The sequence below is a fragment of the Vicinamibacterales bacterium genome, from assembly GCA_041659285.1.
Classification (GTDB): Bacteria; Acidobacteriota; Vicinamibacteria; order Vicinamibacterales; family UBA2999; genus 12-FULL-67-14b.
In genome coordinates, this window is record JBAZYO010000002.1 from 171312 (window position 1) to 197059 (window position 25748).

The following is a 25748-nucleotide window of genomic DNA, read 5'->3' on the forward strand; positions in this document are numbered from 1 at the left end:
CCCGCGCCCGCCGGGGCGTCACAGAAAACTCCGGACCAGCGAAGCCACCAGCAGGTTCCAGCCGTCGATCAGCACGAACAGCAGGATCTTGAATGGCAACGAGATCATCGCCGGCGGCAGCTGCAACATGCCCATCGACAGCAGCGTGGTCGAGACGATGAGGTCGATGAGCAGGAAAGGCACGAACAGGAAGAACCCCATCTGAAAGCCGGTCTTCAGCTCGGAAATCGCAAACGCGGGAATGACCACGCGCATCGGCAGCTCGTCCGGGTTCTTCGGCCGCGGCACGCGGCCCAGTTCAACGAACAACGCCAGGTCGGCCTCGCGCGTCTGCTTCAGCATGAACGTCCGCAGCGGTGGCGCCCCCAGTTCCAGCGCCTCGGTCACGGTGATGCGACCGGCCATGGCCGGCGCGATCGCCAGCGCGTTCATGCGCTCCCCGACCGGCGCCATGATGAACACCGTGAGAAACAGCGTGAGACCGACCAGCATCTGGTTCGACGGCATTTCCTGCGTGCCCATCGCCTGCCTCAAGAAATGGAAGACGATGGCGATTCTCGTAAAGGAGGTCATGATGACCAGCGCGGCCGGCACGAACGTCAGGAGCGTCAGGAAGATCACGACCTGAAGCGGCGCCGAGACGGCGCCGACGCCATCGACGCGCAGATCGAACTGCGACGGCTGCGCGGCAACGGTCGCCGCGGACAGGATGACTGCGACGGCGATGGACGCGATCAGCCGCGCACGGCACGTCACGAGGCGGCCTCGCGACCGATGGTGTCGTCGAGCGCGTCGCGAAACGGGCGGTTCAATTCGGTCACCAGCGTGATCTGGCCTGGCGTAACGCCGAGCAGCAACCGCCGGCCTTCGACCGCCACAATCAACAGCGAACGCCGTTCCCCAAGGGGAATCGCCGTCTCCACCGTCACCGGCTGGCCCGTCCGGCGCAGGCTGCTGCGGCGCAGGGCCCACGCCAGCGCCGCCAACACGCCAATCGTGATCACCGCCGCCGCCAGCGACCGCCCGCTGATCAGGACGGGATCCGCGCCGAACGCCGCGGCCTGACCAAGCGCCAGCAACCTCACGCCGCCTCGACTCCCGCCGGCGCGACGATGCGACTCACGCGGAACATGGAACTGTCGTCGACGATCACAACTTCGCCGTGCGCGATCGGCACGCCGTGGACGAGAAGATCGAGATCGGCGCCGGCCGACTGGTTCAGACGCACGATGCTGTGAAGGGCCAGGTGGAGACAGTCGCGCACCGACAGAGTGCCGGTGCCGATGATGAAATCCACACCACACCGGACGTCGAGCACATCGCCGAACCCCGCCACCGACTCAAGTGGACTAGAACTGGACGACGAAGTCGGAAAAGAGGACATCGTGCACCTTTACCTCGCCGTCGTGACCGACTCGTTCGGCAATGGCCGCCCTCAGGGCCGCCTTGCCCGCGGGAGTCACCAGTGCCTCGGACGTCTGTGTCGTCAGGAGTTCGAGGATCGCCGCGCGCGCGGCCATCAGGACGACGGCCGACTCCTCGATCTCCTTGGCTCGCTCCGGTGAGTCGACGACCAGGCGGACAGTCACCCGCAAGAACCTCGACGTGCCGGCATCAGCCAGGTTCACGACGAACGGTTCGAAGGTAATCAGGCCGCGCTTATGTGCGGGGACTTCCGCGGCTTCGGCCGGCGGCGTGTGACTCTCCTCGGCCGGCGCGGCGCGAAGGCTCCACCAATAGCCGCCACCGCCGATGCCACCAATGACGCCGGCAGCCAAGGCCAGATAGAGAATCTTCTTGTTCGGACTGCGCTTGGCGTCGGCCGGAGACGTCGATTGCGGTGTATCGCTCATATGCTCTCAGGCCATGAGCAAGGGCGGTGCCAGCCGCGACGCGGCGCGCACGGCGGGATTTCACGGGCGCCCTGTCCTGACCGGAGTAGCCGGCGGCTGGGATATCGTCGGGCCGCCGGACCGGGTGTGACGGCCCGGCGACACCCGGCCCGGCGACTGGCCCGAAGGCACTACGCGCCCTGGGGCATCCACTGCCACGCCACGCCGCCACCCGGGTAAGCGCCCTGGATGACATCGATGGGCCCGTAGCCGTCGCCGAAGTCAATCTTGTCGGAACTGACTTGGGTGGCGTTCACACCTTCAGCGCGCAGACGCTCGATCACGTCCGGCAGGCTCTCGGGCATCGGCTTGAAATCCTGGAAGATTCGGGCAGCCTTGTACTTGCTCGTGCTGGCGCCGTGCAGGGTCGGGTCGTCGATCTTGGAGTGGTCGAACCCGGCGAGCGTGCCGCGGAATTCGCCGCTCCCCAGGTCCGCCCGCTGCGGAGAGTTCTGCGCGCCGGTGCCCGCCGGCCAGGCCGCGGCCGCGGCTGCGCCGCCCAGCACGCCGGTGAGGAAGTCTCCGAACTCGCCACCCGACAGTCGTCCGTCCTTGTCGGTATCGAAGCGGTCCATGACCTTGGCAATGAGGTCGCTGATGTTGTCGGAAGTGGATTTCGCGGAGTTGGTATACATGAAGGGTCCTCTGGTTTCAGTGCGCTTACACGACGACTTCGAAGGTGGCCGTTCCCGCCTCTGGACGGGGCCGGCGCGGCGCCTGCCGCCGCGACTGTTCCTGGCGGGCCTGCTCTTCGCGACCCCGCTCTCGACGATCTTGCGGGGCCGACTCCGGCTGAGGCGCCTCGTCGAGAATCGTCAGCTTGTCGAGATGCAGACCGTGTTCGGCGAGCCCCTGGCGCAACGATGCCTCGTTCGCCTCGATCCACTGGCGAACCGCCGGCGTCTCGGCGTGCAACGTCGCGGTTACCGCCCCGCGCTCCACCTTGACCGCGACCGTCAACTCGCCGAGGTACTCGGGCCGCAGGCGGACGTGGGCCTCCCCACCGCCAGCCATCGCCTGCAGCCGGATCGAGTGCACGATCTGCCGGGGCAGTTCGGTTTCCGCAACCGGATCCGCGACGGCCGATGTCGCGGCCGTCGGCGGCACGGCCGGCATCGACAACCGGCTCTCCGTGGTGACGGACAGCACCGTCGGGGCGCTCGCGTGCTCCCGTGCCGGCGTCCCTGACGGCCACCGCTGCGGCGACTCGCCGCTCCCCGGGTCTTGTTTCGACGCAGGCATCACGGGACCCACGCGGTCGGCGTTGATCCCCGGACGGCCATCCGCAGGAAGACGCCGCTCGTCCTCGGAACGGTTCTCGGCTTGCGCCGGCTGGCTGGCTCGGTTGCCAGACTTGGTGCGACCGAGAACCAGTGTCTCTCCGGTGGGCACCGCGGCCAGGACGTCCGCGCCCCGTGCCGGAGCCGCGGCCGGGTCCGGCTCAATCAGGCCAGACGCCACGCTGCCCGCCATCGTGTGCTCGGGAGACATGGCCGGTGTCACCTGCGCTGCATCCACAAATGCCGCGGTCGGAACTCCCGACGGCACCGGGGTCGGCACCGCTGTCGACACTCTGGCCGCCTGATCCTGGATCGCGCGACCGCTGGCCTGCGGTGGAATACCGGCCTGCGCCTCGTCGAGGACAGCCGCCTCCCATTCGCTGGCCGTCGAGACAACGCTCGACCCGCGACGCAGGCTAATGGGGAAGGCCTCAGGAGCGCCCGCCGGGCCGTCCACCGGACGACGTTCGGAAAAGGGCGCTCCCGGGCCCGGGACGATCGGTATGGCAACGCCTGCTATTTGTTGAAGCATCCCAACCGGGAACACGCTGGTGGCATTCCCGGGATCGGCATCGTCGCCGTTGTCGCGCGGGGCGGATTCCGAAGAGATGGGGACGTCGGTGTCCCGGTGCGGAGAACCGGCCACCGCCGCCGGGTTCGAAAGAACCAGATCGGGAGGTCGCACCCAGTCGGCCACGATGGTGATCGCACCGGGGTTGACGTCGGCAGCCTCGCCGGACTCATCCGAGAGGTTGAACGACGCCGCGGTTGCGCCGGCGCCAACCGCGGCCGTCGCGGCGCCTTCCGGGGCGAGGTGCGCCGTCAGTTGCTGCAGCATGCCGACAAACGCGGCCGCGTCGGTGAAGAGCTCTGGGTCGTCGGCGGGAGCCGCGGCGGCGGGAAACGCCGCCGCCACGGCCGCCGGGAACTGTACGCCTAACGCAATCACGATGACGTCACCTAGCGCTTGAGGTTCAGCGTCTCGAGCAGCAGCTCGTCGGCCACGGTGATGCTCTTGGAGTTGGCCTGGTAGCCGCGCTGCGCGAGGATCATCTGCGTGAACTCCTGCGCGATGTCGACGTTCGACTGCTCCAGCGAACTGCCGATCAGCGTGCCTCGGCCGCCCTCGCCGGCCACGCCGATGTTGGCGATGCCGGCCGACGCGCTTTCGCCGTAGCGGTTCGATCCGAGCTTCACGAGCCCCTGTGGGTTGTTGAAGTTGGCGAGCGCCATCTGACCGATGGCCACGTTCCCGCCGGACCCGAAGGTCGCCAGGATCTGCCCCTCTGAATCGATGCTGATGCTGTTGACGGTGCCGGCCGCCGCGCCGTTCTGCGTCTTCGACGAGGTGGCCGACGGGTTGGCAAATCCGGTGAGGGAGCCCACGCCGTTCGCATCCACCAAGTCCCAAGAGATGGCCGTGGCCGTGGCGCCGTTCTTCCAGACGGGTCCGGGGATGTTCACATCCGCCGCGGCCGCGCCATTGACCAGGTTCAACTTGCCGGCGGCGGTGAAGGTGAGCGTGCCGGCGGCAATCTGAAAGGGCGTGCCCGGGACGCCTGGGGTCACGTCCTCACCAGGCACCGTCATCGCATAACTCCAGGCACCGGCGGCGGTGTTGGTATAGGTGATCGTGGCCACGTGGGGTGCACCGAGCGCGTCGTAGATCTCGACCGACGCGGAGAAGGTCGATGCCACGGCAGCGGCCGAATCGAGGTTGCTGATCGTGCCGAACTTGGTGGTCGCCGTGGGCGCGCGCAACACACCCGGCGGCACGACGATGCTGCTCGGCTGGCCCGTGGTGATCACGTCCCCGGTGACCGGATTGATCGCGGTATACCCCTGGACAGGCAGCCCATCGGGCGTCACCAGCATGCCGTCGGCGTCGAACGAGAAATCCCCCGCCCGTGTGTACGACCGGTTGTTGGCGTCGCCGACGACGAAGAAGCCGTTGCCTTGAATGGCGACGTTGGTGGGCACCCCGGTGTTCTCAATGCCCCCCTGCTTGAAGCTCGGGGAGATCGAGCCGGTCATCACGCCCAGGCCGACCTGCATGGGATTGGCGCTCGATCCGCCCACCGACTGGCTCACCAGATCCATGAACTGGACCGTGCTGGCCTTGAAGCCAATCGTGTTGATGTTGGCCAGGTTGTTGCCGATCACATTCAGCTTCTGCTGGTTGACGTTGAGCCCGGACAGACTCGAGGAGAAACCCATTTACTTGGCCTCCGGCGACGGGGTGGCGTCGGTGACCGACCCCACCTGGTTGAAGAACTTCGACATCGATTCGAGCTTCGTGTTTACCTGCTGCAATTGTTCGAGCGCGGAGAACTGCGCCAACTGCGCAAGGAATTCACCGTCGGCCTGCGGCTGGGTCGGGTCCTGATGCTGGAGCTGCGTCAGCAGCAGCCGCATGAACGCGTCGCGGCCGAGCGCATCCTGCATCGTCGTACCGGGGGAAGACGCGCCGGCTTGGCTGGTGTTCGTCGTGGAATCAATCGTCATCGTTCGTAGCCTCTCCGCCGGCGGCATGCGTGAGATACCGCAGGTTCGCCGCCGTGTTCATCTCCCGGCTTTCGTGCCGGACCGTCTCGAGTTGATGCCGGTGCCAGGCCCGGTCGCGCAGCCGTTCGAGCACGCGACGCCGCTGGTGAGCGACACCGACCGAGGCGGTCGCGCGGTCGACGGTCGCGGCCGATGCCGCCGTGACCGTGCGGCACGCGTCCACCTCAAGTCGCTGTCTCCTTATCCAACTTTGGTGCCATCCGAGCCGCCAACCCTCGGCGCCCGCGTTTTGCGCGGCGGCCGAGGCGCCGGCGGCGTCGGCGGCGGCCTGCCGCGCCGTCCGCGCCCGCGCCTCGGCCTGATCCAGCGCGTTTTGCGCCTGAACCAGGCGCTGGCGCGCGGCGTCTTCTTCTTTCCGGCGAAGGTCGAGCACGACGGACGCGCGGAACCGGAAGGGGCGCATCGCCGTCAGAGCGACCGCAGGGCGCCGATGGCGTCGGGCAGCGTGTCGCTGGTGTCAGCGGGCTGACACAGGAAGGCCGAGACGGCCTCGCGTCGATCGAGCGCGGTATCGATGCGCGCATTGCTGCCGCGCACGTAGGCGCCGACACTGACCAGGTCGTCGCTATCGCGGAGCGTCGCCAGCCACTCGCGCACCTGGCCCGCCTTGCCGCGGTGTTCGGCGTCGGCCACCTGGGGCATGGTCCGGCTGATGCTCGCCAGGATGTCGATGGCGGGATAGTGGTTGCGCGCGGCCAGATCGCGCGAGAGCACGATGTGACCGTCGAGGATGCCACGGACCGCATCGGCGATCGGCTCGTTGGTGTCATCGCCTTCGACGAGCACGGAGTAGATGGCGGTGATGCTGCCGCTGCCGCGGACGTTGCCGGCGCGTTCGAGCAGGCCCGGCAGCAACGCGAAGACCGACGGCGGGTAGCCCTTGGCGGTCGGCGGTTCGCCGGCGGCGAGACCCACTTCGCGCTGCGCCATGGCGAACCGCGTGACCGAGTCCATCATCAGGAGGACGTTCTTCCCCTGATCGCGAAAATGTTCGGCGATGGCGGTCGCGCCATAGGCGGCGCGGAGGCGCACCAGTGGCGGGCTGTCCGAGGTGGACACGACGACGACCGCGCGCGACAGCCCGCTCGGCCCCAGGTCGTGCTCGAGAAAACTGCGCACCTCGCGTCCGCGCTCGCCGACCAGCGCCAGAACGACGACATCGGCTTGCGTGCCACGGGCCATCATGCCAAGCAGGGTGCTCTTGCCGACACCGCTGCCGCCGAACAGGCCGACGCGCTGGCCGCGGCCACAGGTCAGCAACCCGTCGATGGCGCGTACGCCGGTGCCGATCGGCGACGAAATCGGATCGCGCGCCAGGGGATTCATCGCGGCCGGCTTCAGCGGCATCCGGGCCTGCGCGCGGAGCGGCCCCTTGCCGTCGATCGGCTGGCCGAGACCATCGATCACGCGCCCGAGCAACGCCTCGCCCGCCGGCATTGAGAGCACGCCGCCGCGAGCGACAATGCGGTCGCCGGGACAGATGCCGGCGGTGTCGCCCAGCGGCACCGAGAGCAGGCGACCCTCGCGAAACCCGACAATTTCCATCGGCACGACGGCGCCGCCCCTGCGGCGCAACTCGCACACTTCGCCGATGCGGGCCTGCGGACCGATCGACTCCACCAGTAGTCCGACCACGCGCGATACCCGACCCATCATGGGCGCGGGCTCGGTGTCCCGAACCAGGTCGAAGTAAGCGTCGAGACTGATGGCGGCTGGATCAGCCGGCAAGTGACACCTGCGGCTGCAACGCCGTCGCCTCCGGGTGCGCACCGAGGAGCGCCGTCGCGAGCTCGGCAATCTGAGCGTCCGCGCTGACATCGATCAGGCCAAAGTCCGAGCGCACCAGACACCCACCCCGGCGCACGGCGGGATCGGCCACCACCTGCACCGCGCCGGTGGCGGCATGGCCGCTCGCACCGGCCGTCGCCGCGTAGTCAGCGGGATGCAGACGGATCGTGGCGTTGGCGACTTCACCCATGCGCTCCAGCGCCACCCGCGCCATGGCCGCAACCAGGTCGGTATCGAGGCTGATCTCGCGATGGACGATGCGCCTGGCCATGGCCACCGCCAGCTGAACGACCTGGCGTTCTGTCTTCTGCAGAATCTCGACGCGAAGAACGGTCAGTTCCTCGATCGTCTGCCCGAGCCGGCGCAGCACCTGATCGGTGCGCGCGGCCGCGGCTTCCACGCCGGCCCGTTCCCCCTGGGCAAACCCCTGCGCAAAGGCTTCGCGTTCGACCAGGGCCAGGTCGATCCCGGATGTCGGCGGAGTGATGGCCGCAGTCGTCAGGACATGCGGCGCGCTCAGGGTCGACAGCCCGCCCGCCCGCCCGTCGGACCAGTCAAACGGCTGCGTCTCGACCCCAAGGGCCATCCGTCGCGCCTTAGACGACATAGGGCTCGCCCGCTCCCGCGCCGGTCGTAATCACGCCTTCCTCCTCGAGCTTGCGCGCGATGGCCACAATGTCCTGCTGTGCTTTCTCCACGTCCCTCAGCCGAACCGCGCCCAGGATTTCCATCTCCTCCTTCAGGAGATCGGCAGACCGCTTCGACATGTTGCCGAAGAATCGCTGCCGAATGTCCTCACTGGCGCCTTTCAAGGCCACCGTCAGGCTCTTCTTGTCGGCCCGATTGACGATTTCACGAATCCCCACGTCCTCGATGGCCAGGAGGTCTTCGAAGACGAACATGAGGTTCCGAATCTGGACCGCCAGATCCTGTGAATGCGCCTCGATTCGCTCGAGGGCGGGCTGGCTGACGCCCCGCTCCAGCCGGTTGAACAACTCGGCGACGGCGCGCACCCCGCCGTGCTGCTCACGTGACGGGCCGCCCAGCGACTTGAGCCGTTGATCGATCACGCCGGAAATCCGGCTGATCACCTCAGGCGGGATATCCTCGATCTTGGCCATTCGCATCAGCACGTCCGCCTGCATTTCCTCGGGGAGCTGCGTCACCAGTTGGGCCGCGGACGTGGCGTTGAGGTGGGCCAGGATGAGCGCGATGGTCTGCGGATGCTCGCCCAGAATGAATTTGGACAGCTGCAGCGGATTGGCCTTCTCGAGCGTCTGAAACCCCGCCGACACGTTCACCGAGCGGATGACGCGATCGAGAATGCGGCGCGACATGTCCGGCCCCATGGCCTTCGACAACAGACGCCGGGCATGCTCCACGCCGCCGCTCGAGATGTAGTCGGACGCCGCGGTCATCTGGTGGAACTCGCCGAGCACCTGCTCCCCCAACTCCGGCCCCACCTTGCCGAGCGACGCGACTTCCTTGGCGATGCGTTCGATTTCGTCTTCCTGCAGGTGCTTGAACAGCTTCGATGACGTCTCCTCGCCCAGCGCCATCATTACGATGGCGGCTTTGCGGGCGCCGCTGATCGGCTTGGCTGCGGCGGTCACGAGAGGCTACCGCTCCTCATCCACGAGCAGGGACCGCACCAGGCGGGCCATGAGTTCGGGTTCTTCGTCGGCCTTCTTGGCAATGCGTCTGGTCAGCGCCGGCAGGCGCTGGGTTTCGGCGCGTGCGGGAGCGAGGTCGGCGTCGAGTTGCGCTTCGATGTCACCTTCGAGGTCTGCCACGGTGCGGCTCCCCTGCAGGGCCGCGGGAGCCAGCTCGAAGCTGGCGTGGGCACGGCCGGCCGGGAATGCCGCGCGCACCATCGGCCGCAGCACCATCGTAAAGGCCAGGATCACCAGCATCAGCACGCCCACCAGGCGCAGAATCTGCGGCCCGCTGTCCAGGACCGCCGGGGGAATCACCTTCCACCACGCCCCGGCGTCGGGAGCGAGCTCGAGCGGCGCTTCATCAAACGCGATGTTCTCCACCGTGACCTGGTCCCCGCGCTCCGTGTCCAGACCGATGGCCGCGGCCACCAGGCGCTGGATGCGTTCGATGTCCTGGGGGCTGCGCGGTTTGCTGGTCGCCGGCGTCTGCCCGTCGCCGGGCAGGCGCACGTCGTCGACGATGACCGCCACCGACAGCCGCGCCACCTGTCCGCGGGGGGCGATGGTGTGCCGTGTCAGTTTGTTGACTTCGTAATTGACCGTTTCCGTGGACCGGCCGGCCAGTACCGGAACCGGCGACGCCGCCACGCCGCGCGGCGTCTGGTTCAGCGCCGGCACGGCATTGGCGCGGGCACCCGAGACGCCCAGCGCGCCAGGCGTGCTTCCGGTATCGGAACTCGACTGGCGGCTGCGGACGACCGTGGTTGGATCCCACCGCTCTTCGGTCTGCTCTTCGCTGTTACCGTTCAAACGCGCCGACACATTCGCCCGCACGTGTCCGACGCCAACGACCGGCTCGATCAGGGCGACGACCTTGGCCGACAGGTCGCGCTCCAATTGCTGCTGGCGCTCGAGCGGCAGGCCCGCGGCCGCCTCCTCGTCGCGCTCGGCGGTGTGCGACAACGGCCGGCCAAACGTATCGATGATGACCACCGACTCGGGCCGCAACGACTCGACGCTGCTGGCCACCAAGCCCGCGATGCCGGCGACGGTGGACGGCGCCAGCGGTCGCTTGCTGCGGAGCTTGAGCACCACCGACGCCTTGGCCTGCTGGACCGACTCGGTGAACAGGGAATCTTTGGCGGGGGCGATGTGGACGCGCGCGCTCGCCACCTCGGCGATCGTGGAAATCGTCCGGGCGAGCTCACCCTCCAGCCCCCGGCGGAAATTCACCTGTTCGAGGAATTCCGTGGTGCCAAACGCGGTGCGATCGAAGACCTCGAACCCGATGCGACCCGTCGTCGGGAGTCCCTGCGACGCCATGTCGAGCCGCAGTTCATCGGCTCGCTCGGCCGGCACGCGGACCGCCGTGCCGCCGGCATCAAGCAGGTACGGCACCTTGGCGTCCTTCAGACGGGTGGTGACCGCGGCGGCTGATTCGGCATCGAGACCCGAATAGAGCAGGGTGTAGGTCGGCACGTTGAGCCAGTACGCCGAGCCGGCCACCAACGCGACCACGGCGACGAAGACCACCGCCAGGGTGGTCACCTGGCGGGTGGTCAGCGTGCCGGACAGGCGCTTGAGGTGCGCGAGTATCTGGTCGGGATTCACGGTGGTGGCGCGCTAGATGGGCATCCGCATGACGTCTTGATACGCCTGCACCAGCTTGTTGCGAATCTGAACGGTGAGCTGGAGCGTCGTTTCCGCGCGCTGGAGGGAAAGCATCGCCTCGTAGGCGTCGCCCTTGCCCTGCACCATGTCGACGATGGCGGTATTGGCCGCCCCGGCCGATTCATCGACCGCGGCGAGCAGACCCGACAGCGAATCGGCAAACCCACCCGAAGGCGCCGGTCCGGTGGACGACCCGGGCGCCCCCGTCGCAGGAGTACCGGCGGGCGAGACACTCGACAGCGCGGCCGGGCGTGAGCCAATTGGGGTTATCGCCATGGCGTTATCGGCCGAGTTCCAGCGAGCGTTGAATGGTGTCGCGAATCACGTTGATCGCCATCAGATTGGCCTGATAGGCGCGCGCGGCGCCGAGCATGTCAACCATTTCCTCGGCCACATCGACGTTCGGGACCGACACATACCCGTCCGGGCCCGCATCCGGATGCGACGGCTCGTAGCGCACGCGAAAGGGTTCCTGGTCTTCGAGCACCTGGACCACCTCCACGCCCGCCGTCCCCGCCTCGCCGAGCGCGGCCTCGAACGCATTCACGGGTGCGGCCGCCAGGACGACTTCGCGGCGGCGGTAGGGTTGCCCGTCAGGTCCGCGGGTGGACTCGGCGTTGGCGAGGTTCGAGACCGCGACTTCTATACGAGCCCGCTGCGCGTTGAGCGCGGACGCACCGGCCGCGACGGCGTTGCCGAGGGTCGACATGATTACCGGCCCTCGTTGATGGCGTAGCGGACCAGTCGGAACTTCGCGGCCAGGGCCGTCTGGGCGGCACTGAAATCGCCGGACGCGCGGTTCAGGGCGATCAGTTCGCGATCCAACTGGACGTTGTTACCGTCGCGTCGAGACGCCAGGCCTTCCGTTTCCTGCAGCGTCGACTCGCGGCCGGCCTCAGTGCTGCCGCCCATGTGGCCGGCATGCGTTGTGGACAAGGAACCGATCTCGGCGTTCAAGGCTTCGGCGAACGACGCGTCGCGCGTTCGATAGCCAGGCGTCTCAAGATTCGCGAGGTTGCTCGCGGCGGCCGACTGCCGTTGAACGGCCGCGGACATTTGACGGCGAAGAGCCGTCAGGATGGCACCGTCAGTAATGTCGCTCACGATGGCCATCAGCTAGCAAGACTGATGCCTGATCTGCGAGGGACCCGACGCGGCTCACCAGGGCGGGAAATGCAGCCAGCTGATGTGTCGGCGCGCCGACACGTCAGAGACGGTGGACCGGTGATCGGAGCGCTTGATCGAGCCGTGTCTCGATCCTCGCCAGCGCGGTCTCAATTCTAATCATTCTCATTTCATCCAGCGTGGTCACCGCCGCTGGCGCCATCTCCACGATGACAGCGTCTCTATTTCTGCCATTTGCCCTAGGCTCCGGTGGGATCTGCTGATCTCGGGCCGCACTTTCCAGTTGCGTTCGATCCGCGATGCGACCGAGGACGACACTTAACTGACCCATCGAGAATGGTTTAGCCAGATAGTCGTAGGCGCCGACGCGAACCGCCTGCACGGCGGAATCCAAGGACGCGTAACCGGTCATGATCACCACGTAGCAGTTCGGATTGGCGTGGCGAGCCGCCTGAAGAACAGCGAAGCCATCGGCGCCTGGCAAACTCAGATCGGTGAGTACGAGACCGAACCGCCCATTCGACCGTTGTAAGGTCGCAATCGCCGCCCGGCCGTCGCTCGCCCCGGTGACCGGAACCCGCAACTCGTTGAAATACGACAGGATAAGGTCGATAATGCCGCCATCATCGTCAACGACCAAGACCTCCCAAGGCAGATTTGCGGCGTCAGTTGGCATACGGGTTGCTCATGCGGATTGCTCATGCGACTAGCTCAGCCTCGATCCAGTGTCTGATCTACAATCGGCGCTGCACAAGAAAAGTGCAGTGGCCTGAACAAGTAAACTTCGAGGCTCTCGAAACCTTATGTCACAGCGCTTCCAGCCCACCGTTCTCGTCGTCGAAGACGAAACCGATCTCCGGCAATTAATCGCCGAGTCGCTCGAGGCCAAAGGTTTTGCCGTCGCTCAGGCGACTGATGCCGCCGACGCGACGTCACGCCTTGAGAGCTTTGCTTACGACGGGCTCGTGGTGGATCTGCGACTGCCGGACGCGGACGGGATGGACGTCCTGGACGCCGCCCTGGCCCGCTACCCCGAACTCCGTGCGGTGGTCATCACCGGATGGGGCGGCGTGGAGGAGGCCGTGAAGGCGATCAGGCGCGGCGCGATCGACTTTTTGATCAAGCCCTTCCAACTCGTGCAGCTCGCTCAGGTCCTCCACACGGGCATCAACGAACGGCGGCTCGAGCACGAGAACGCCGCATTGCGAGCGCAACTGCACGACCGCTTCGGATTCGCCAATGTCGTCGGCCGAAGCGCGGCGATGCAGCAGGTGTTCGCATCGCTCGAACTGATCGCGCCGATGAACAGCACGGTCCTGATTCAGGGTGAGACCGGCACTGGCAAGGAGCTCATCGCGCGGACGATTCACTACAACAGCCCGCGGCGCGACCAGCACTTCGTCGCGTTCAATGCCGCGGCCATTCCCGAGGGTCTCGTCGAGGCCGAACTGTTCGGCCACGTCAAAGGGGCGTTCACGGGCGCCGTCAATTCCCGGGTGGGACGCTTCGAGCTGGCGCATAAGGGCACCCTCTTCATCGACGAGGTCGCGTCGATGTCGCTGCCGCTGCAGGCCAAGCTGCTGCGGGCGCTGCAGGAACGGGAGATCGAACGGGTTGGCGAGTCGCGCCCGTTCAAGTTCGATATCCGGCTGATCGCGGCCGCCAACGTCGACCTGCGCAAGGCGGTCAAGGACGGCAGCTTCCGCGAGGACTTGTTCTACCGCCTCAATGTGGTGCCGGTGACGTTGCCGCCGCTGCGGGCGCGACGCGAGGACATTGCGCTCCTGGCGCAACACTTCGTGGCGAAGTCATGCAAGCACAACGGCATTCCGGCACGCTCGATCAGCCAGGCTGCCATCCGCCTGCTGATGGACCACCCGTGGCCGGGTAACATTCGGCAACTCGAAAACGCGATCGAACACGCGGTGGCGGTGAGCGGAGCGGAACGCGAGCTCCTTCCGTCCATGCTGCCCGAGGACCTGCGGAACCCCGACCGTTCGTCAATGTTGACGCCGGTCACCATTCCGGATGAGGGGCTCGACTTCGTCGCCATCATGACCCAGCTCGAACGCGAGCTCATCCTGCGCGGGCTCGAGAAGACCGGCGGCAACAAGCGCCAGGCGGCGCGGCTGCTCAACCTGAGCCGGACGACGCTGATCGACAAACTGCAACGGCTCGGCGGAACGGTCGGTATCTCAGCAGCGTGACACGGGCAGTCTCAGCGTGAACGCGGCGCCGGCCGCCGGCGTTGAGACCGCCGTCAGCGTGCCGTGATCGCGGCCAGCCAGCCATCGCGACACGCACAGCCCGATGCCCAGATCGTCGACCGGCCCGTCCCGCCAGAGCCGCGCTTCGAAGATGGCTTCGGCCTGCTCGGCGGGAAACCCAGGACCATTGTCGGCGACGGTGAACGAGCCACAGCCGTCGTCGTGCGCCACGGTCAACCGCAGCGCGCCCCCGCGAACGCCGGCCAAGGCCCGCTCGGCATTGATGATGAGGTTCAGCACAATCTGAAGGACGCGCCGGCGACAGGCCTCGACCCTGACACGTTCGCCTTCGATGACCGGCGCCAGCTGCAGCCGGTTGAGGCTGTGGCGGCGCAGCACGAGCGCACACTCCGCCACGTCGATGAGGTCGACGGCCGCCACCGGGCTCTCGACTTCCTTGACGAACGAGGTCAGGTCCGCGAGTAATCCGGTCGCGCGCTGGCTGTGCACACCGATGGCGGCCACCCGCCGCACCGCCGCCTCGGACTGGATCGACCCCACCTGCAACAACTCGGCGCTCCCGCCAACGACCTGGAGCGCGTTGTTGACGTCGTGAACGGTTCCCGTCAGGACACGCCCGACCAGCGACAGGCGATTCGCGCGTTCAAGCCACTGCGGCGAGGGGAGTTGTTGGGCTGTCGACATCGTTGCCTCGTGGCGGCCGGCTGGCCCCTGAAATCGTGGATTCAACCCGGCGATGCATCTGCCGATTCAATTCAGCGAGGACGTTCCTCTCAACTAGTTATCGGAGTAACCATGCGTTTCTTGATTGTCGACGATTCGAGCACGATGCGGCGCATCATCATCAACACGCTCAACAAACTGGGACACACCGACTGTCACGAGGCGGCAAACGGCCGGGAAGGCATCGACCGCCTCTCCAGCACGCCGGTCGACCTCGTCATCACCGACTGGAACATGCCGGAGATGGGAGGCATTGAGTTCGTCAAGGCGATCCGCACCAACGACGCCACGAAGAAGCTGCCGGTGCTGATGGTGACCACCAACGCCGCCGAAGACGATATCAAAGAAGCCTTGCGGGCCGGCGTCAACAACTACGTCGTCAAGCCGTTTACGCCCGATACCATCAGGGACAAGATTGAAGGCGCCATCCGGGCGTGATCCGCATCCCATCGAGAGACCCGTCATGACAATCTCATCCCAACTGCTTGCGAGCCTGGTGACCGCCACCGAGGAAGTGTTCGAAACCATGGTTTTCAAGCCCCTCGTCAGGGTGCCGCCGGCCTCCGGCCCGCGGCAATCCGGCGTCGTCGCCTCGGTCGCGTTCGCGGGACACCGCCGTGGCATGGTGTCGATTCACAGCTCGCTGGCGGCCGCGCGCGACATCACCGGCGCGATGCTGGGGATGCCGTGCGAGACAGTCAACGGCGAAATGCCCGACGCCATGGGCGAGGTCGCCAACATGGTGGCCGGGACGTTCCGCAACAAGCTGGCGGCCGTGGAACCGGCCTCGGACATCGCCGTGCCGATGGTGACGATCGGCTCGGATTTCACGACCAAGTACTCGCACGCCGTCCGCCGGGCTGAATGCGCGTTCGAGATGGAAGGGCACTGCGTGTCGGTGGACCTCATCCTGATCGGTGACGAACCGGCCCGGACGCGGCCCGCCTGAGTCCGGCTCACGGACGGGCCGATTCCCACTGCCGTTCGGGCTAGTCGTCCGACTTCCGCGGGCGCAGGTTCTGCTGGAGGATGCGCTTGCGGAGGCGGATGCTCTTCGGCGTCACTTCCACCAGTTCGTCGTCGTTGATGAACTCGACGGCGACTTCCAGCCCCATCAGGTGGGGCGGGACCAGGCGAATGGCGTCGTCGGCGCCGGACGACCGCATGTTGGTCTGCTTCTTCTCGCGGCAGATGTTGACGTCGAGGTCGTTGGTGCGCGAGTTCTCGCCGATCAGCATGCCTTCGTAGACCTGGGTCGTCGGCTCGATGAAGATGGTGCCGCGCTCCTGCATGCTGGCAATCGCGTAGGCGGTGGCCACGCCGGTGCGGTCGGAGACCAGCGTGCCGTTGGCGCGCGCCGCGATCGGCCCGTGCCACGGCTCCCATCCGGCGAAGATGTGATTGATGATGCCGGTGCCCTTGGTGTCGGTGAGGAACTGCGAGCGGAAGCCGATCAGGCCGCGGGCCGGGATGCGGAACTCGAGGCGCACGCGGCCGCTGCCGTTGTTCACCATCTTGGTCATGGTGCCCTTGCGGATGCCGCACATGGCGATCACCACGCCCTGGAACTCCTCGGCCACGTCGATGACCAGTTCCTCCACCGGCTCCATGCGAACGCCGTCAATCTCCTTGACGACGATCTCGGGACGCGACACCTGCATCTCGAACCCTTCGCGGCGCATCATCTCGATCAGGATCGCCAGTTGCAGTTCGCCGCGGCCGAGCACCTTGAACTGCTCCGGCGTCTCGGTCGGCTCCACCCTGATCGAGACGTTGCCGAGCAGTTCCTTCTCGAGGCGCTCCTTGAGGTGGCGCGAGGTCAGGTAGTTGCCGTCCCGTCCCGCCATCGGCGAGGTGTTGACGCCGAAGATCATCGACACCGTCGGCTCGTCCACGGCCACCGGCGGAATCGGCTTGGGATTGTCCGGATCGGCGATGGTCTCGCCGATGGTGATGTCGTCGATGCCGGCCAGGCAGACAATGTCGCCGGCCGCCGCCTCTTCGATTTCGACGCGCTTCAGGCCTTCGAACGAAAACAGCTTGGTGACCTTGGTTTCCTTGTATTTGCCATCGAGCTTGCAAATCACCACCGGGCTGTTCAGGCGGACCTTGCCGTTGGAAATGCGCCCGATGGCGATGCGGCCCAGGTAGTCACTGGAGTCGAGGTTCGACACCAGCATCTGGAGCGGCGCGTTGACGTCGCCGCGCGGCGGCGGCACGTTGTGAATGATGGCTTCGAACAGCGGCCGCAGGTCTTCCCCGGGCACGTCGAGGCTGGTGCTGGCGGTGCCGGCGCGACCGCTCGTGAACAGCACCGGGAACTCGATCTGCTCTTCGGTGGCGTCGAGGTCGATGAACAGGTCATAGACCTCGTTCAGGACTTCCATCGACCGCGCGTCGGCGCGATCGATCTTGTTGATGACCACAATCGGCGGCAGGCCGCGTTCGAAGGCCTTGCGCAACACGAAGCGCGTCTGCGGGAGCGGCCCTTCGGCCGCGTCAACCAGCAGCACGACGCCGTCGGCCATCGACAGCACGCGCTCGACTTCCCCGCCGAAGTCGGCGTGGCCGGGCGTGTCCATGATGTTGATCAGCGTCTCGCCGTAGTGGACGGCGGTGTTCTTGGCCAGGATGGTGATGCCGCGCTCGCGTTCGAGCTCGTTGCTGTCCATCGCCCGTTCGGTAATGCGTTCGTTGGCCCGGAAGACGCCGCCCTGGCGGAACATGGCGTCAACAAGCGTGGTCTTGCCGTGATCGACGTGCGCGATGATGGCGACGTTGCGACGAAGAGGATTGGCTACAGGAGCGGTCTTCAGCGTAGAAAGCATCTCACCAGTATACAGGGGATCAGGGATCTGCCTCTCCGGCGCGGGTCCGCCAGCGCTTTCGGGCCGGCCTCTCGCTGCGGCGTCCGCGGGTGCCTGGTTGAGCTGGTCAACTCCGTAGATTCTGGAGCCAAACGCGCCGAATGGGATGTGGCCGGCATGACCGCGGCAACGGCGGTGGCCAGGTCAAGCGGCGGAAGTCGCCGCCGCGGGCGCCGGTTCGCTGAGCCGGCGGCGCACGATCGTGCTGATACTCGAAATCACGACACCCGCCACCAGCAAGATCACCAGATCGAAATGGTCGCGGGACCACATCGCCAGCGACTCACCGCCGTGCTGTTGATCCTCCAGGAATTCGAGCAAGGGGATGACCACGGCCACGCCGAGCAAGCCATTGTGCTCACTCAAGACGCGCTTCCACAGGAACGGGCCGGCGGGACTCTTCCACTGAGACGGGCGTGGCACAAAGGCCGGAGTGCGCGCCGCCCACGCATCGAACGTCTCTCTGAACGTCTGGCGCAGGAACGCCTCTTCCACCAGCATGACCCGCTCGATGTAGAGCCAGTAGACCAGCGCGACGATCACGACGAGCCACCACACCCGCAGCGACATCGCGGCGCCCACCCACATGAGCCCGCTGCCCAGATACAGCGGGTGCCGGACGATCGAGTACATCCCCGTGGAGTTGAGCGCAGGGGCGCGCAGGCGGTGCGTATCCCTGGAGGACGTGCCATCCGGGGCAAACCCGACGGCCGTGCAGCGAACCGCGACCCCGGCAAACGCCACGGAGAGGGCCAGCCACTGGACCACCAGCGTCCAGGTCGGGCCGAGCCAGGCCTCGACGCGCCACGACTCAGGCATCGCCAGGAGCACGACTGGCAGCAGGACCAGCGGGACCACGCTTCGGGAGGCGAACAGCCGGCGGCCCTGTGAGGACAATCGTTCCGCGAGGTTCATAGCTGGTAACAGTCTAGCAAACCGCCGTATCATCGTGCCCATGCCGCTCTACGAATACGAGTGCCGCGACTGCAGCCACCACTTCGAGCTGCTGGTGCGCGAGGCGACCCGCATGGAATGCCCGAAGTGCGCGAGCGTCGAAATCGACAAACAGTTATCGGTGTTCGCCGTCAGTGCGCCCGGCGGCGGAGCCATCAGCCGAAGCGCCGGGCCGGCCGCGTGCGGCGCCTGCGGCGACCCGCGCGGCGCCGGCAGCTGCCGGAACTGAGGGACCCATGAGACGCCTCCCAGTTCTCGTTGTTGCCGTCACCCTGGCGATTGCCGCGTTCGGCACGTGGCTGAGCGCCGCCAGCACCACGCAAGGCCCCGCGCCCATCAATCCACAGGCAATCGGCTCTCCCGCGGCCGCCAACTCCGCCCAGCCGCAGATGTCGGTGTCGTCGCGAGGCGTCCTCCTGAGCTGGATTGAGCGCGCCGGCGAGCTCGCCACGCTGAAGTTTGCCGAGCGCACGGCCTCGGGCTGGACCGAGGCGCGCACCGTCGCGTCGGGCCGCGACTGGTTCGTCAACTGGGCCGACGTGCCGTCGGTCATGCGCCTGCCGTCGGGCACGCTCGTCGCCCATTGGCTCCAGAAGAGCGGCGCCGACACCTATGCCTACGACGTGCGGCTGTCGTATTCCAAGGACGAGGGCAAAACCTGGTCGGCGTCGTTCATTCCCCACCACGACGGCACCAGGACCGAACACGGCTTCGCGTCGCTGTTTCCGCTCGGCGACGGCCTGGGCGCCGTGTGGTTGGACGGTCGAAATATGAAGTCGGCGGCCGGACACGACGAGCACGGCGGTGACGGCGGAGTCATGACCGTGCACTTCGCGCGCTTCGACCGCGACTGGAAGCAGGTGGAAGAGTCGGCCGTGGATGCCCGGGTCTGCGAATGCTGCCCCACCGCGGTCACCGTGACGAGCGAAGGCGTCATCGCCGCATTCCGCGACCGCAGCCCCAATGAGATTCGCGACATCTATACCTCGCGCCTCGTCAACGGCAACTGGTCGGAGCCGGCGGCAGTGCATGCGGATGGCTGGAACATCGCGGCCTGTCCGGTGAACGGCCCCGCGCTCAGCGCAATTGGCCGCAACGTCGCGGCCTCGTGGTTCACGGTGAAGGCCGACCAGGGCCAGGCCTACCTCGCCTTCTCGGCCGACGCCGGCCGCACCTACGGCGCGCCGATCCGCGTCGACGATGGCGGATCGCTTGGGCGCGTGGATGTGGCGCTGGTGCCTGATGGCAGCGCCGCGGTGGCGACATGGATCGAGTTCGCGGATCAGCGCTCGCAGTTCCGCGCCCGCCGCATCGACCGCAACGGTGCGCGCACGGCGCCGGTGACCATTGCCGGCCTCGCCGCCGGGCGCGCCAGCGGCTACCCGCGCATGGCTCTCAACGACCGCGAACTGGTGTTCGCGTGGACCGAGTCGGGCGCCGGCGGCGCGATGCAAGTGAAGACCGCCTCGGCGCGGCTGCCCTAGCCGGTTCGACCCCATGAAGCGCGCCCTGCGAGTCGCGGCCTGGCTGGCCTTCCTGTTGGTCCTGGTGGTCGCCGGTGCGCTGCTGTTCCTGCAAGGACGCGGCGTCAGCGCGCGGCCGCAGCCGTCGTGGATCGAAGCGCGCACGGCGCTGTTCCTCCGCGGCTGGCTCACGCCACCCACCTACAAGGGATTGAGGAACCCGGTGTCGGCGACGCCCGCCAACTTCGCCTCGGCGCGCCAGCACTTCGCCGATCACTGCGCGAGCTGCCACGCCAACGACGGCAGCGGCGCCACCGAAATGGGCCGGTCGTTCTATCCCAAGACGCCCGACATGCGCCTGCCGCGCACGCAGGACCTGAGCGACGGCGAGTTGTTCTACTTCATCGAGAACGGCGTGCGCTTGACCGGCATGCCGGCGTGGAGCACCGGGACGCTGGAGGGCGAGAAAGCCAGTTGGGAGCTGGTGCATTTCATCCGCCGGCTGTCCACGCTCACGCCGGACGACATCGCGGAGATGGAGCGCTTCAACCCCACTTCCCGCGCGCAACTGGAAGAGGAACAGAAAGTCGAAGAGTTCCTGAAGGGCGAAACCCCCGAGCCGCCCGCAGCCCCAGAGGCCCCAGCGGCGCCCGCGCACGTCCACCCCGACCCGCCCAAACCGCCCTCCCCTTAGGCCCGCCTACGCTCGCGCGTTGCCCAAGCGAGCTTCGGCGAGGTCCCGCCGACCTGTCCGCCGGAGCTTCAGCGCAGGCGGAAGCGGCCTTCGGCCGCGAAGGCGGACACCTTGACACCTATACCCCCCTCCGGTATCTAATAGGGGCAGGGGGTATCACATGAACGTTGTCGAGAAGACCGTCGTCATCGGCGGCATGAGCTGCGGCGGGTGCGTCGCCAGCCTGACCCGGGTGCTGAACACCGTCCCGGGCATCGAACCACTCAAGATCGAGGTCGGCAAGGCCCGCCTGCGGGTGGACGCCGACCTGGTCACGCCGGAGGCCCTGGCAGCCGCGGTCGGTCGCGCCGGGTTCTCGGTGGTCAGCCAGGAGTAGTCATGGACGTGAAGATCACGCTGCCGGTTGAAGGCATGACCTGTGCGGCGTGCCAGGCCAACGTGCAGCGCACGCTGACCGCCGCGCCCGGCGTGAGCAAGGCCGCGGTCAACCTGATGACCGCGGAGGCCACGGTCAACTACGACCCGGCCACCACGGATCCCGCGCGAATTGTCGCCGCCATCAACGACACCGGTTACGTCTCGCGCCTGCCGGTGGCGGGCGAGGCGCCGCCGGACGAAGACGCCAAAGAACTCGCCCAACGGCACGAGTACGCGTCGCTGCGGACCAAGTCGCTGGTCAGCCTCGTCCTGGGCGCGGCGGCGATGGTGGCCTCGATGCCGCTGATGGGCGGTGCCACTCCGCATGCCGCGCACACCGGCGACCCGCTGTTGCGTTGGGCGATGACCGCCGTCGATCCGCCAGTGCGGGCGGCGTTGCCCTGGTTGTATGCCATCGATCCCAACTCGCTGACGCTTGGGCTGCTGGCCGCCACCGTGGTGGTGATGGCGTGGGCCGGGCATCATTTCTACACCCGCGCATGGGCCGGCATTCGCCATCGCTCGGCCGACATGAACACACTGATCGCGGTCGGCACCGGCGCGGCATTTCTCTACTCGGTGGCCGCGACGTTTGCGCCCGGGTGGTTCGCCGCCGACGGCGCCAGGCCGGACGTCTACTACGAGGCGGTGATCATCATCATTGCGCTGGTGCTCCTCGGTAACGCGATGGAGGCACGGGCCAAGACCCAGACCACGCGCGCGCTGCGCCAGCTGGCGAAGCTGCAGCCGTCAACCGCCCGCGTGCGGCGCGACGGCCGCGAACAGGATCTGCCCATTGCCGACGTGCGGGCCGGGGACCTCGTGCTGGTCCGTCCCGGCGAGCGCTTCCCCGTTGATGGCGAGATCACCAGCGGCAGCGGCGCCGTGGACGAGTCGATGCTCACCGGCGAATCGATGCCGGTGGAAAAAGCGGTTGGCGACCGCGTGATTGGCGCCACGGTCAACAACACCGCGGCCCTCGAAGTGCGCGCCACCGCGATTGGCGCCGCCAGCGTGCTCGCCCGCATCGTCACGCTGATGAAAGAGGCGCAGGGATCGCAGGCGCCCATCCAGAGGCTGGCGGATCGCATTTCGGCGGTGTTCGTCCCGGTGGTGATTTCCCTGGCCATTGCGACGTTCGCGGCGTGGATGGTGCTGCCGGAGACGCCGTCGTTCGTCTCGGCGCTGACCGCGGCGGTGGCGGTGTTGATCATCGCGTGCCCGTGCGCGATGGGCCTGGCGGTGCCCACGGCGGTGATGGTGGCGAGCGGGCGCGGCGCCGCGGCCGGCATCCTGATCAAGGGCGGCGAACCGCTCGAGCGGCTGGCGGCGGTCGACACCGTGGTGTTCGACAAGACCGGCACGCTCACCCAGGGGACGCCCCAGGTCGTGGACACCTTCGTGGCGCCCGGACACGACCGCGACGCGGTGCTGCGCCTGGCGGCTGCCGTCGAGGGCCGGTCGGAACATCCGCTGGCCAAGGCGGTGGTGGCCGCGGCACCGGTAACGTCGCCTTCACCTGCCGTCGAGAACGTGCTCGCGGTCCCCGGCAAGGGCGTCTCCGGCACGGTTGACGGCGTGCGCGTGATCGCCGGAACCGAAGCCTTGATGCGCGAGTCGGCGGTCGATGTGACGCCGCTCGAAGCCCATGCCCGCGAGTGGGCGGCCCACGCCAAGACCGTGGTGTATGTCGCGGTGGATGGCCGCGCCGCAGCCGCGTTTGCCATTGCCGACACGATGCGCCCCAACGCGAAGCAGGTGATCACCTCGCTGGCCGCGCACGGGCTGCGCACGGTCATGCTGACCGGTGACCGGCGGGCGACGGCTGACGCAGTGGCCGCGCAGGCCGGCGTCACCGAGGTAATCGCCGAGGTGTTGCCCGACGGCAAGGTCGGCGCCATCAAGTCGCTGCAGGCCGCGGGCCACGTAGTGGCGATGGTCGGCGACGGCCTCAACGACGCGCCGGCGCTCGCCCAGGCCGACATCGGCATGGCCATGGCGTCGGGCACCGATATCGCGGTAGACGCCGCCTCCGTGACCTTGATGCGGAGCGATCTCGCCAGCGTCACCCAGGCCATCGTCCTCGCCCGCAAGACGATGCGGACGATGAAGCAGAACCTGTTCTGGGCGTTCGTCTACAACGTGATTGGCATTCCGGTGGCGGCCGGCGTGCTGTATCCGGTGTTCGGCATCCTGCTCAGCCCGATCCTGGCCAGCGCCGCCATGGCGTTCAGCTCGGTGAGCGTCGTGTCCAACAGCCTGCGCCTCAGAGGAGTGAAACTGTCGTGAAGTCCGCACCTAAGCACATGAGCACCGCAGCACCTGAGCACTGTGGAGCTGAGCACCCCGAACACGCCGAGGGCGTGGATCCGGACATCAAAGACGCGAACCTGAAGCGCCTGCGCCGCATCGAAGGCCAGATCCGGGGCATCCACAAGATGGTGGAAGAGGATCGGTATTGCCCCGACATCATCACGCAGATCGCGTCGGCGCAAGAGGCGCTGCGCGGCGTGGGCCGGCAGTTGCTGCGCAATCACCTGAAGCACTGCGTGACGTCGGCGATCAAGAAGGGGCCGAAGGAAGCGGATGCCACCTATGACGAGATCCTGGAGCTCGTCTACCGTCATCTCCGGTAGGGCACCTCGTTCTCGTAGGGCACCCCTTTAAGGGGTGCCTACTTGAGCAGGTCGAGCGCGGTCACGAAGCGCGGCTCGATGTCCACCGGGATCGCCGTCAGCTTGTCCAACAGCGCCTTGGTCTGCGGCCGAATCACGCCGAGGGTGTCGATCATCGACTTGGCCTTGGCGTAGCTGCCTTCGGCCTGCAGCACCATGATGTCGCGCGTCAGCGCCGACACGCCGTCGCGGATCTTGGCGGTGTTGACGGCAAAGGTGCCGTCGCTGTTGATGGTGAAGCCGCCCTGGTCCAGCAGGTAATTCAGCTGGATGGCCTGGCCGCGGCCGTGCGCCTCGTTCACGCCGAAGCGGAGCGAGCGGAACGCCGAGGCCAGGAAGGTCGTGTACATCGACTGTTCGAGGCCCTTGTCCAACTGGCCCTTGTCGATCAGGAACTGCAGGGCGAACAGGCCGGAGATGTCGGCCTTCGCTTCCTCGATCGCGCTGTAGGTTTCCTTCAGCTCCTGGCGCACGGTAGTGGTGCGGCCGGCCACGACAATGTCGTGGGGACCGAGGCCGTGCATCAACTCGTGCATCAGGATGTGCGTGAAGAAGGCGTCGAAGGCAATGCTGCCCCGGTCGGCGGCGCCGAGGGCGACCTTCGAAATCGGCGTCAGCACCTTGTCGAACTTGGCCTGCTGGTTGTTCTTCAGCATCACCCGCTTGCTGCCCTTTTCGCGGATCACGCGCTCGTCGTTGGGCAGGTTGAACGCCGCCGTCTGCACGCCGCGATTGGCGTCGCCGGCGGAGAACACGGTGTTGACCACGGCGATGGGGGCCAGGGCGCCCAGCCGCTGGTTGCGGTACTTCGGGTCGATCGGCAGGTTGTTCTCGATCTCCTGCAGTGACCCCGCAAACTTCTTGAGCTTGTCGGACTCGCTCCGGTCCTTCACCGTGATGAACGCCTCGAACGCCGCCTTGTAGTTGAACCACTCGTCTTCGTAGACCTCGTAGGGCCCGATCGTCGGCTCGATCGTCGCGTCCAGCTCCATCCACTTGACGTCGCTGGCGTAGTAGTCGTTCGAGACGAACGCGGCGGCGCGCGATTCGAGGAACGCCTTCAAGGTGGGCTGCGCCGTGGCGGCCGCGGCGGCGCGCAGGTGTTGCGCAGCCAGGGCCAGCGCGCCCTGATACTCCGTGCTGTAGGGCACGGCGATCAACTTGCCGTCCGGCCCGCGGCGGATGGTCGTGAAGAACCCGGTGGCGCCGGCCTGGTCCGCGGGGCTCAGCGACGCGATCCACTTCTCCACTTCGGCCTTGGTGGCGCCGACAGGATAGAAGTTCGCCGACGCCGGCTTCTCAGGGGCGCCGGGCACGAACGACTCGTTGTGATCGAGCCGCGACCACGGGCCCTTGTTGACCAGGAACGCGTGCAGCCGCGCCCGGCCCATCGGCGACTCGTCCTTGACGAGCGTGTAGAGCATGGTCTCGTTGCCGGACCACACCTGCTCGAGAAAGAGCGAGTCCATGACCTGCGCGGCGCGGACCAGGTGAGCCAGCGCCTCACGTTCGTTGGCCGGCAACGCCGAGATGTCGGCGCTCAGGTCGGTCACCGCAAATCGGGCGGTCTTCCGCTGCAGGTCGGTCACCGCCTGGTCAGCCGCCTGGTCCGCGGCCCCGGCCGGCGTGGTAAACGCCTGCGCGCGGCACCCGGCCAACGCCAACACTAATGAAGCCGCCGCTACCGCCATGATGACCCGCCCCATGATTCACTCCCCGTCACAGTCGTTCCCGTCAAGAGTTGCCAT

At 67.1% G+C, this 25748-nt stretch carries 30 protein-coding genes; 9 read left to right on the forward strand and 21 right to left on the reverse strand.

Going from position 1 to position 25748, the window contains the following annotated elements:
• Positions 1-18 precede the first annotated feature (18 nt).
• From fliP to WC815_03480, 17 genes are all read right to left on the reverse strand, one after another.
• On the reverse strand, positions 19-756 hold the full coding sequence (gene fliP, locus WC815_03400; protein ID MFA5907803.1) for a flagellar type III secretion system pore protein FliP: 738 nt from the start codon (positions 754-756) through the stop codon (positions 19-21).
• Positions 753-1085, reverse strand: a complete 333-nt coding sequence (locus tag WC815_03405; GenBank protein MFA5907804.1) for a flagellar biosynthetic protein FliO — start codon at positions 1083-1085, stop codon at positions 753-755. The genes fliP and WC815_03405 overlap by 4 nt, the downstream gene beginning before the upstream one ends.
• Positions 1082-1336 carry a FliM/FliN family flagellar motor switch protein gene (locus WC815_03410; protein MFA5907805.1) on the reverse strand — a complete coding sequence of 85 codons (255 nt, stop codon included), beginning with the start codon at positions 1334-1336 and terminating at the stop codon, positions 1082-1084. Before WC815_03410 ends, WC815_03405 begins: the two co-directional genes overlap by 4 nt.
• Before the next feature lie 13 nt (positions 1337-1349).
• Positions 1350-1853, reverse strand: a complete 504-nt coding sequence (locus WC815_03415) for a flagellar basal body-associated FliL family protein (GenBank protein ID MFA5907806.1) — start codon at positions 1851-1853, stop codon at positions 1350-1352.
• Positions 1854-2023: 170 nt separating this feature from the next.
• Positions 2024-2527, reverse strand: a complete 504-nt coding sequence (locus WC815_03420) for a hypothetical protein (GenBank protein ID MFA5907807.1) — start codon at positions 2525-2527, stop codon at positions 2024-2026.
• Positions 2528-2552: 25 nt separating this feature from the next.
• A complete protein-coding gene (locus WC815_03425; protein ID MFA5907808.1) occupies positions 2553-4121 on the reverse strand; it encodes a flagellar hook-length control protein FliK in 1569 nt (522 codons plus the stop codon).
• 11 nt (positions 4122-4132) lie between these two features.
• Positions 4133-5389, reverse strand: a complete 1257-nt coding sequence (locus WC815_03430) for a flagellar hook protein FlgE (GenBank protein ID MFA5907809.1) — start codon at positions 5387-5389, stop codon at positions 4133-4135.
• Complete coding sequence (locus tag WC815_03435) at positions 5390-5677, reverse strand: flagellar hook capping FlgD N-terminal domain-containing protein (protein MFA5907810.1); 288 nt, start codon at positions 5675-5677, stop codon at positions 5390-5392.
• A complete protein-coding gene (locus tag WC815_03440) occupies positions 5667-6140 on the reverse strand; it encodes a hypothetical protein (protein ID MFA5907811.1) in 474 nt (157 codons plus the stop codon). The genes WC815_03435 and WC815_03440 overlap by 11 nt, the downstream gene beginning before the upstream one ends.
• 5 nt (positions 6141-6145) lie before the next feature.
• Positions 6146-7465, reverse strand: coding sequence for a FliI/YscN family ATPase (locus WC815_03445; protein MFA5907812.1), 1320 nt, complete (start codon positions 7463-7465; stop codon positions 6146-6148).
• Positions 7455-8111, reverse strand: a complete 657-nt coding sequence (locus WC815_03450; protein MFA5907813.1) for a FliH/SctL family protein — start codon at positions 8109-8111, stop codon at positions 7455-7457. The genes WC815_03445 and WC815_03450 overlap by 11 nt, the downstream gene beginning before the upstream one ends.
• A gap of 10 nt (positions 8112-8121) precedes the next feature.
• Positions 8122-9138, reverse strand: coding sequence for a flagellar motor switch protein FliG (fliG, locus tag WC815_03455; GenBank protein ID MFA5907814.1), 1017 nt, complete (start codon positions 9136-9138; stop codon positions 8122-8124).
• 6 nt (positions 9139-9144) lie between these two features.
• Positions 9145-10794: a flagellar basal-body MS-ring/collar protein FliF gene (gene fliF, locus WC815_03460; GenBank protein ID MFA5907815.1), complete on the reverse strand. Its 1650-nt coding sequence runs from the start codon at positions 10792-10794 to the stop codon at positions 9145-9147.
• 12 nt (positions 10795-10806) lie between these two features.
• Entirely contained in the window at positions 10807-11130 is a 324-nt protein-coding gene (gene fliE / locus WC815_03465; GenBank protein MFA5907816.1) for a flagellar hook-basal body complex protein FliE, read from the reverse strand.
• Positions 11131-11134: 4 nt separating this feature from the next.
• Positions 11135-11563 (reverse strand): flagellar basal body rod protein FlgC, encoded by a 429-nt coding sequence (flgC, locus tag WC815_03470; GenBank protein ID MFA5907817.1) that lies wholly within the window; start codon positions 11561-11563, stop codon positions 11135-11137.
• 2 nt (positions 11564-11565) lie between these two features.
• Positions 11566-11967 (reverse strand): flagellar basal body rod protein FlgB, encoded by a 402-nt coding sequence (flgB, locus tag WC815_03475; GenBank protein MFA5907818.1) that lies wholly within the window; start codon positions 11965-11967, stop codon positions 11566-11568.
• Positions 11968-12061: 94 nt separating this feature from the next.
• Positions 12062-12655, reverse strand: a complete 594-nt coding sequence (locus WC815_03480; protein MFA5907819.1) for a response regulator — start codon at positions 12653-12655, stop codon at positions 12062-12064.
• A 127-nt stretch (positions 12656-12782) separates the two neighbouring features.
• Here WC815_03480 and WC815_03485 point away from each other — a divergent pair, with 127 nt between their 5' ends.
• Positions 12783-14186 carry a sigma-54 dependent transcriptional regulator gene (locus WC815_03485; GenBank protein ID MFA5907820.1) on the forward strand — a complete coding sequence of 468 codons (1404 nt, stop codon included), beginning with the start codon at positions 12783-12785 and terminating at the stop codon, positions 14184-14186.
• Here WC815_03485 and WC815_03490 read toward each other — a convergent pair.
• Positions 14175-14891 carry a HAMP domain-containing sensor histidine kinase gene (locus WC815_03490; GenBank protein MFA5907821.1) on the reverse strand — a complete coding sequence of 239 codons (717 nt, stop codon included), beginning with the start codon at positions 14889-14891 and terminating at the stop codon, positions 14175-14177. The two genes, WC815_03485 and WC815_03490, sit on opposite strands and share 12 nt — an antisense overlap.
• Before the next feature lie 111 nt (positions 14892-15002).
• On the opposite strand from WC815_03490, the gene WC815_03495 reads away from it, so the two are divergent.
• Both WC815_03495 and WC815_03500 read left to right on the forward strand, forming a co-directional pair.
• Complete coding sequence (locus WC815_03495) at positions 15003-15368, forward strand: response regulator (protein MFA5907822.1); 366 nt, start codon at positions 15003-15005, stop codon at positions 15366-15368.
• A gap of 25 nt (positions 15369-15393) precedes the next feature.
• Positions 15394-15879 (forward strand): chemotaxis protein CheX, encoded by a 486-nt coding sequence (locus tag WC815_03500; protein MFA5907823.1) that lies wholly within the window; start codon positions 15394-15396, stop codon positions 15877-15879.
• A 40-nt stretch (positions 15880-15919) separates the two neighbouring features.
• Here WC815_03500 and typA read toward each other — a convergent pair whose 3' ends face one another.
• Together typA and WC815_03510 are read right to left on the reverse strand one after the other, a co-directional pair.
• Positions 15920-17758 carry a translational GTPase TypA gene (gene typA, locus WC815_03505; GenBank protein MFA5907824.1) on the reverse strand — a complete coding sequence of 613 codons (1839 nt, stop codon included), beginning with the start codon at positions 17756-17758 and terminating at the stop codon, positions 15920-15922.
• 183 nt (positions 17759-17941) lie between these two features.
• Positions 17942-18712 carry an isoprenylcysteine carboxylmethyltransferase family protein gene (locus tag WC815_03510; protein MFA5907825.1) on the reverse strand — a complete coding sequence of 257 codons (771 nt, stop codon included), beginning with the start codon at positions 18710-18712 and terminating at the stop codon, positions 17942-17944.
• A gap of 40 nt (positions 18713-18752) precedes the next feature.
• Between WC815_03510 and WC815_03515 the strand changes: the two genes are divergently transcribed.
• The 6 genes from WC815_03515 to WC815_03540 all read left to right on the forward strand — a co-directional run bounded on the left by WC815_03515 (position 18753) and on the right by WC815_03540 (position 23961).
• The gene (locus tag WC815_03515) at positions 18753-18980 is read left to right on the forward strand and encodes a zinc ribbon domain-containing protein (protein MFA5907826.1); all 228 of its coding nucleotides are present in this window, start codon (positions 18753-18755) and stop codon (positions 18978-18980) included.
• A 7-nt stretch (positions 18981-18987) separates the two neighbouring features.
• Entirely contained in the window at positions 18988-20235 is a 1248-nt protein-coding gene (locus WC815_03520; GenBank protein MFA5907827.1) for a sialidase family protein, read from the forward strand.
• 13 nt (positions 20236-20248) lie between these two features.
• The gene (locus WC815_03525) at positions 20249-20908 is read left to right on the forward strand and encodes a cytochrome c (GenBank protein ID MFA5907828.1); all 660 of its coding nucleotides are present in this window, start codon (positions 20249-20251) and stop codon (positions 20906-20908) included.
• Positions 20909-21068: 160 nt separating this feature from the next.
• Positions 21069-21284: a cation transporter gene (locus WC815_03530; protein MFA5907829.1), complete on the forward strand. Its 216-nt coding sequence runs from the start codon at positions 21069-21071 to the stop codon at positions 21282-21284.
• A 2-nt stretch (positions 21285-21286) separates the two neighbouring features.
• Positions 21287-23614 (forward strand): heavy metal translocating P-type ATPase, encoded by a 2328-nt coding sequence (locus WC815_03535; GenBank protein ID MFA5907830.1) that lies wholly within the window; start codon positions 21287-21289, stop codon positions 23612-23614.
• Positions 23611-23961 carry a metal-sensitive transcriptional regulator gene (locus WC815_03540; protein ID MFA5907831.1) on the forward strand — a complete coding sequence of 117 codons (351 nt, stop codon included), beginning with the start codon at positions 23611-23613 and terminating at the stop codon, positions 23959-23961. The genes WC815_03535 and WC815_03540 overlap by 4 nt, the downstream gene beginning before the upstream one ends.
• A gap of 38 nt (positions 23962-23999) precedes the next feature.
• Here WC815_03540 and WC815_03545 read toward each other — a convergent pair whose 3' ends face one another.
• Positions 24000-25706, reverse strand: a complete 1707-nt coding sequence (locus WC815_03545) for a hypothetical protein (protein MFA5907832.1) — start codon at positions 25704-25706, stop codon at positions 24000-24002.
• Positions 25707-25748 lie beyond the last annotated feature (42 nt).